At 56.8% G+C, this 7,429-nt stretch carries 6 protein-coding genes; 5 read left to right on the forward strand and 1 reads right to left on the reverse strand.

The window, feature by feature from the left end:
- The 5 genes from B3F77_RS09550 to B3F77_RS09570 all read left to right on the forward strand — a co-directional run.
- Nucleotides 1-666: NAD(P)/FAD-dependent oxidoreductase (locus B3F77_RS09550; RefSeq protein ID WP_293604732.1), on the forward strand; the 666-nt coding region annotated here is incomplete at its 5' end.
- Between the two features lie 4 nt (nucleotides 667-670).
- Nucleotides 671-3,877: an efflux RND transporter permease subunit gene (locus B3F77_RS09555; protein ID WP_293604733.1), complete on the forward strand. Its 3,207-nt coding sequence runs from the start codon at nucleotides 671-673 to the stop codon at nucleotides 3,875-3,877.
- A 28-nt stretch (nucleotides 3,878-3,905) separates the two neighbouring features.
- Complete coding sequence (locus B3F77_RS09560; protein WP_293604734.1) at nucleotides 3,906-4,112, forward strand: YgaP family membrane protein; 207 nt, start codon at nucleotides 3,906-3,908, stop codon at nucleotides 4,110-4,112.
- A 62-nt stretch (nucleotides 4,113-4,174) separates the two neighbouring features.
- Entirely contained in the window at nucleotides 4,175-4,618 is a 444-nt protein-coding gene (locus tag B3F77_RS09565; RefSeq protein ID WP_293604735.1) for an OsmC family protein, read from the forward strand.
- Between the two features lie 181 nt (nucleotides 4,619-4,799).
- A complete protein-coding gene (locus B3F77_RS09570; RefSeq protein ID WP_293604736.1) occupies nucleotides 4,800-5,384 on the forward strand; it encodes a response regulator transcription factor in 585 nt (194 codons plus the stop codon).
- Between the two features lie 434 nt (nucleotides 5,385-5,818).
- Here B3F77_RS09570 and ubiB read toward each other — a convergent pair whose 3' ends face one another.
- A complete protein-coding gene (gene ubiB / locus B3F77_RS09575) occupies nucleotides 5,819-7,372 on the reverse strand; it encodes a ubiquinone biosynthesis regulatory protein kinase UbiB (protein WP_293604757.1) in 1,554 nt (517 codons plus the stop codon).
- Between the last annotated feature and the right edge of the window lie 57 nt (nucleotides 7,373-7,429).

Raw genomic sequence — 7,429 nt, forward strand, 5'->3', positions numbered from 1 at the left:
GATTCAAAATCCCTCATGGAATCGGCCATGCGCGAGCGCCATATCAAGTGGATCTGCAACGCCAAGATACTCAAGGTGGAAGAAGGCAAGATGCTGGTTGCCGAGCATGACGAGAACGGCGCAGTAAAGAAGCAGCATGAGTTGCCGTTTGCCTATTCGATGATATTACCCTCATTCAAGGGTATCGATGCCGTATTCGGCATCGAAGGCCTGACCAATCCGGGCGGTTTCATTCTGATCGATGAGCATCAGCGAAATTCCAAATTTAAAAATATCTATGCCGTCGGCGTTTGCGTGGCAATACCGCCGGTCGAAGTGACGCCGATACCGGTCGGCACGCCCAAAACGGGCTACATGATCGAGTCAATGGTGACCGCCACCGCTCACAATATTCAGCAACAACTGCAAGGACGCGAGCCAAGCGCCAAGGCAACCTGGAACGCGATCTGCTTGGCCGACTTTGGCGATAACGGCATTGCGTTCGTCGCAATGCCACAGATTCCGCCGCGCAATGTCAACTGGTTCGCGCAAGGAAAATGGGTGCATCTGGCCAAGATCGCATTTGAAAAATATTTCATGCGCAAGATGAAAAAAGGCACCTCCGAGCCGATTTATGAAAAATACGTCTTCAAGGCGCTGGGTATCTTGAAGGTCAAGGGTAAATAAGACTATGGGTATTGCTGGCCGCCTTTCAAAATTCTTTCTGCACTCGCAACTGACGCCGCTCATTGCGCTGGTGGCGTTGCTGCTTGGCTTGTTCGCCGTCCTGGTGACCCCGCGCGAGGAAGAGCCGCAGATCAACGTCACCATGGCCAATGTGCTGATTCCGTTTCCCGGCGCATCGGCGAAAGATGTTGAAACACTGGTGGCAACGCCCGCGGAGCAGGTCATTTCGCAGATTCAGGGCCTTGAGCACGTTTACTCGGTGTCCAAGCCGGGCATGACGATCATCACCGCGCAATTCAAGGTAGGTGTTCCACGCACCGAAGCGCTGGTGCGGCTGTACGACACGATCCATTCCAACAGTGACTGGCTGCCGCGTGAATTGAATGTAGGTGAACCGCTGATCAAACCCAAGGGGATCGACGACGTACCGGTGGTGTCGCTGACCCTGTGGACCAAAGACAGCCAGCGCGGCGCGTATGAGCTTGAGCGCGTCGCGCACGCCATGGAAGCCGAGTTGAAGCGGGTGCCCGGCACGCGCGAAGTCACCACCCTGGGCGGCCCCGGTCGTCTGGTGCGTGTGCTGCTGGACATCGACAAGCTCAATGCCTATCATTTGGCAATCAACGACATTCGCCGGGCACTGCTGGGCGTCAACGCTGCATTGCCGGCGGGTCAGCTCGCTGCCGACAACGCCACGGTCGAAGTCCAGACCGGCAATTTTTTGGCGAGCGCCCAGGAAGTCGGCCAACTGGTCGTGGGTGTGAGCGAGGGCAATCCGGTCACCTTGTCGGATGTGGCGCGCATTGTCGATGGCCCGGCGCAACCGTCGAAATACGTATGGTTCGGCATGGGCAAGGCAGCGGCGACGCAAGCGACCGCGATGGGTAGCGAATTTCCGGCGGTGACGATCTCGATCACCAAAAAGCCCGGTGAAAACGCAGTGCAGGTCGCGGAGCAGATTACGCAACGGGTTGCCGAATTGCGCAACACCATCGTGCCGGCCGGCGTGGAAGTCAGCGTCACCCGCAACTATGGCGAAACCGCCAATGACAAGGCGATGAAGCTGATTCAAAAGCTGATTTTCGCGACGTCCGCCGTGGTGGTGCTGGTATTTTTTGCATTAGGCATGCGCGAGGCGGCCATTGTCGGCATCGCCGTGATCCTGACGCTGGCGGCGACCCTGTTCGCATCGTGGGCCTGGGGTTTCACGCTGAACCGGGTCAGCCTGTTCGCGTTGATTTTTTCCATTGGTATCCTGGTAGATGACGCGATCGTCGTCGTCGAGAACATTCACCGCCATCGCGAACTGCATCCCAACAAAACGCTGGCCGAGATCATACCGACGGCGGTCGATGAAGTCGGCGGTCCCACCATCCTCGCCACGTTTACCGTGATCGCCGCACTGCTGCCGATGGCGTTCGTTACCGGCCTGATGGGGCCGTACATGAGCCCGATTCCGATCAATGCCAGCATGGGCATGTTGATCTCTCTGGTCATTGCATTTACCGTGACGCCTTGGCTGGCGCATCGGCTTTCAAAATCACACACCGGCGACGCGACGCATGCGGCGCATGCCGACAGCAAACTGCACCGCTGGTTCAACAAGCTGCTGCGGCCATTTCTTGCCGATAAAAAAGCCGTGCGAAACCGCCGGCTGTTGTGGGTAGGTATCCTGGTAGCGATCCTGCTTTCAGTCAGCCTAGCTGCCGTGCAATTGGTCGTATTGAAGATGCTGCCTTTCGATAACAAATCGGAGTTCCAGGTGGTGCTCGACATGCCGGCTGGCACCCCGGTCGAAAATACCAGTGCGGCGCTGCACGAGATGGGCGCCTATCTGGCGACGGTCGATGAAGTCACCGACTATCAAGGGTACGCTGGCACTGCAGCGCCGATTAATTTCAATGGCTTGGTGCGGCAATACTATTTGCGCCAGGCTCCGGAATTGGGCGACATGCAAGTGAACCTGTTGGACAAGCACAAGCGCTCGCGCAAGAGCCATGAAATCGCAGGTGCGGTGCGCGCTACGCTGGAAAAAATAGCGGCCCGGCATGGCGCCAAAGTCAAGGTGGTTGAAGTGCCTCCGGGGCCGCCAGTCATGTCGCCGTTGGTGGCGGAAATCTACGGCCCGGATGAAGCCGGTCGACACGCATTGGCCAAGCAGGTGCGGCAAGCGTTTTCTCAAACCGCCGACATCATCGGAATCGACGACTCGATTGAGGACAACGCCCAAAAAGTGGTGCTGCGCGTCGATCAGCGCAAGGCGGCGTTGTTGGGTATTTCCGCTTCTGATGTGGTGCAGACAATGCGGGTCGGACTCGACGGCGAAGACATCACTTCGCTGCATGACGGCCAATCGAAATACAGCATTCCGGTGCGATTGAACCTGCCGCCGGAAAAGCAGGCCAGGCTGAACACGCTGCTGACGATGACGGTGAAGTCCGACAGCGGCGACAACGTGCCGCTATCCGAACTGGTCAAAGTGCAGCCGACCACGCGCGAGAAGACGATTTATCACAAGGACATGTTGCCTGTGTCTTATGTGATAGGTGACATGGCCGGAAAACTCGATAGTCCTTTGTATGGCATGTTCGCGGTCCGCGGCAAGCTTGACCATCTGACGGCCGCACAGGGTGCGCCGCTTGGCGAATATTTTATTAAACAACCGTCCGATCCGTATCGTCAGTTTTCGCTGAAATGGGATGGCGAATGGCAAATTACCTACGAGACTTTCCGCGACATGGGACTGGCCTATGCAGTCGGTTTGGTGCTGGTGTACATCCTGGTGGTCGCGCAATTTGGGTCGTACCTGACGCCGCTGATCATCATGGCACCCATCCCGCTCACCATCATCGGCGTGATGCCGGGCCATGCGGTGCTGGGCGCGCAATACACGGCGACGTCGATGATAGGCATGATCGCGCTGGCCGGCATCATTGTGCGAAATTCGATCCTGCTGGTCGACTTTATTAACCTGCAGGTCGCGCAGGGCATTCCGTTTGTCGAGGCAGTGATCCATTCGGCATCGGCGCGTGCCAAACCGATTGTGCTGACGGGTCTGGCGGCCATGATAGGGGCGGGCTTCATTCTGGATGACCCGATTTTCAACGGCTTGGCGATCTCGCTGATCTTCGGTATATTCGTCTCCACCTTGCTGACGCTGGTGGTGATTCCGGTGCTGTATTACGCAGCAAATCGAAAGAAGTTTTCTTAGTGCTAATTAATTTTCAGAAGGAATGGCTATGAATACCAATCGCATGGTTCGTATGTTTGCAGGGATTTTCATTCTTATTTCTTTGGCGCTGGGTGTACCAGAGAGCCCGCTTTTCGTAAGTAAATACTTTTTATGGTTCACGGTTTTTGTGGGGGCCAATCTTTTGCAAAGCAGCTTCACGCAGTTCTGTCCGCTTGAACTCATATTGAAAAAACTGGGTGTACGTGAAGGTTGATTACCTTGGTTGTGCTACGGTAAGCGTGGTTTGCAAACAATAACTTCCAATGAAAAGTCTCTATGGCTGAAACAGTAAGCGTCACGATTACGCAGAAACAGAACTACCAATTCCTGGTGGACTTTGGCGATGCGATCCCCAGTCTGGTCGCCGACGAACCAGCGCCGCTCGGCGAGGGCGAGGGTCCGGCGCCGACGCACATGTTGCTGGCGGCAGTGGCGAACTGCCTGTCGGCGAGTTTGCTGTTCTCGCTGAAAAAGTTCAAGCAGGACGCCGGCGGCATCACGACCAAGGCGACCTGTATCGTGGATCGCAACGACAGCAATCGACTGCGCGTCCAACAGATCGACGTCGCGATTCAGCTTGGAAAGGAAGGCGCGCAATTTACGCATCTTGACCGTGTACTAGGACAGTTTGAAAATTTCTGCACGGTCACGCAAAGCGTGCAGGCAGGGATTCCCGTCAAGATAACCGTCACCGATGGCAAAGGGGTGCGCCTGGAGTGAGGGCGCCGGGAAACCGGGGCAATGCTGCGAACTGAAACAGGATGATGAGCCGCTCAAATCGTTGTTTTTTGAATCAAATAGAAAAAACAAATACCGCAATTTCAGACTTATTTAGATCCTGAAATTCACTTTCAGCAGTTATGCTCTGCAACCATTGGAACGATACTTTAAACTTGAATCAATGCGCATTTTTGTCATAGATGACCATCCCCTGATGCGGGAAGCAGTGGTCATGCTGATCCGCCGTTTGAGCAGCAAGGCCACGGTGACCGAGCTGGACCGGCTGGCCGCTGTCATGCCCGCCGTCCAGCTGCATGGCGTACCCGAGTTGATCTGCCTGGATCTGAAACTGCCCGACACCCATGGCGTGTCGGGTGTTCGCGAACTCAAGCTGCAGTTTCCCGATGTCCCGCTCGTGGTTCTCTCGGCTGCACCGGCCGAGGAGTACGAAGACCTGTCCATCGAAGCGGGTGCGGATGCTTATATTCAAAAATCTGCAGGGGCCACCGAGATCGCCAATGTGTTGCGCGTCTTTTTGAGCGAAGAATTAGAACTGGGGCCCTCCGCACCGACCGAAAAGCTGTCCAAGCGCCAGAAACAGCTGCTGGTGATGCTCGACAAGGGCTTGAGCAACCGTGACATCGCCGAAGAACTTCAAATCAGCGAGCACACGGTCAAAGTGCATTTGTGGCGGCTGTTCCGGCGCCTGAACGTCAAGAGCCGCTCTCAGGCCAGCCACCTTGCTCGCACGCAGGGCTTGCTTTAGCAAAGCGCGGGGTCAGGGAGCCGCTGTCGCTGCAGGGTTTTGCAAGTCCACCAAAAAGACCCTGCCCCGCCCGGGCCTGGAAAGCCATGCCTACGGGGTGGCCGAGCGCTTGGGCCAGCTGATAGGCCAGCGCAGCCATCACAGACCCACCCAGCCCATTGACATAGCCTGAAAAGGACCGCAAGTGAGACGAGAAAGTGCCAACCGCGAAACCACCCATACCGACCAGAACAAGCATGCAGACAAACTGATCGTCAATCGGTGCCTTCAGAAGAAACACAAACATCGAAGAGCCCCAGATCATGGCGCTCAGGGGCCATATCCAGGCATAACGGGCCATGAAAGCATGCAGCACCGGACCGCTGACCCCGCGTCTCAGGTTAACCCCCGGTGGGATTCCCGCAGAGCGCCTGTCGGCTCTGCAACGGCGGGTTTCAGAAAATGCGGACCCGGAGCACGATCTGCATCGCGATCAGGCCCAGAACAAAGCCTAAGCCACCATAAATCAGGCTTTGCAGCAGATGGTTGGTACGCTTTTGCTCGGCCAGCAGTGCTTGCAGCTCCTGGCGGTTTATTCCCTGCGGCGTTTTCAGGTACTGCGACAGCAGACGCGGCAGGCCGGGCAGCAGCTTGGCGTAAGTCGGCGCTTCAGCCTTGAGCTCGGCCAGCAATTTTTCAGGGCCGACCTGCGCCAGCATCCATTTTTCAAGGAAAGGCTTGGCGGTGCTCCAGAGGTCCAGGTCTGGATCAAGTTGGCGCCCCAAGCCTTCAATATTGAGCAGGGTTTTTTGCAGCAGCACCAGTTGCGGCTGGATTTCCACATGAAAACGGCGCGAGGTCTGAAACAGCCGCATCAGCACCAGTCCGAGCGAAAGCTCCTTGAGTGGACGGTCGAAGTAGGGCTCACAGCAGGCGCGGATGGCCGCTTCCAGTTCATCCACGCGGGTTTTGGAAGGCACCCAGCCTGACTCGATATGCAGCTCGGCAACGCGCTTGTAGTCGCGCTGGAAAAAAGCACTGAAGTTTTGCGCCAGATACTCTTTGTCCACCTCGGTGAGCGTGCCCACAATCCCGAAATCGAGCGAGATGTAGCGGCCGAATGTTTCCGGCGCCAAGCTGACCTGGATATTACCCGGGTGCATGTCGGCATGGAAAAACCCGTCACGGAACACCTGGGTGAAGAAAATGGTGACACCGTCGCGTGCCAGTTTCTTCATGTCCACACCGGCATCGCGCAAGCGCTGGGTCTGACTGATAGGCACACCTTTCATGCGCTCCATCACCATGACATCGGGCATGCAGTAGTCCCAGAACATTTCCGGAACCATCACGAGATTCAGGTTCTGCATGTTGCGGCGCAGTTGCGCGGCATTGGACGCCTCGCGCAGCAAATCCAGCTCGTCATGAAGGTATTTGTCAAACTCGGCCACCACCTCGCGCGGCCTGAGGCGCTTGCCATCGGCGGATGCACTTTCCACCCAGCCGGCCATCATGTGCATCAGCGCCAGGTCTTTCTCAATCGCCGGCAGCATGTTGGGCCGCAGCACCTTGACAGCCACCTCACGGCCACCGGGCAGCGTGGCAAAGTGAACCTGGGCAATCGAAGCACTGGCGATGGGGGTTTGCTCAAACGTCGCAAAGATGCGGTCCAGGGGCCTGCCAAATGCCTTTTCAATAATGGCAACCGCCACGGCGGACTCAAAGGGCGGGACCCGGTCTTGCAAGCGCGCCAGCTCATCGGCGATATCGGGCGGTAACAGGTCGCGGCGGGTCGACATCACCTGCCCAAACTTGACAAAAATCGGGCCCAGCCTTTCAAGCGCTTCGCGAAGTCGTTCGCCACGGGGAGCCTTCAGATTCCGACCTATCGAGATGATGCGGGTCAGCAAGCGGATCCCGGGCTTCTGAAAGCTTGATAGAACCAACTCGTCAAGACCGAACCGCAGCGCGGTCCAGACGATGAAAAAGCCCCTGAATATCCGGGTCATGCAGACGCCTTCGGAGGAATAATGGCCCCCACGCTTGTCGCTTCGCGTACTGCGCTG

This window comes from Polaromonas sp. UBA4122, assembly GCA_002381615.1.
Taxonomy (GTDB): Bacteria; Pseudomonadota; Gammaproteobacteria; order Burkholderiales; family Burkholderiaceae_C; genus Polaromonas.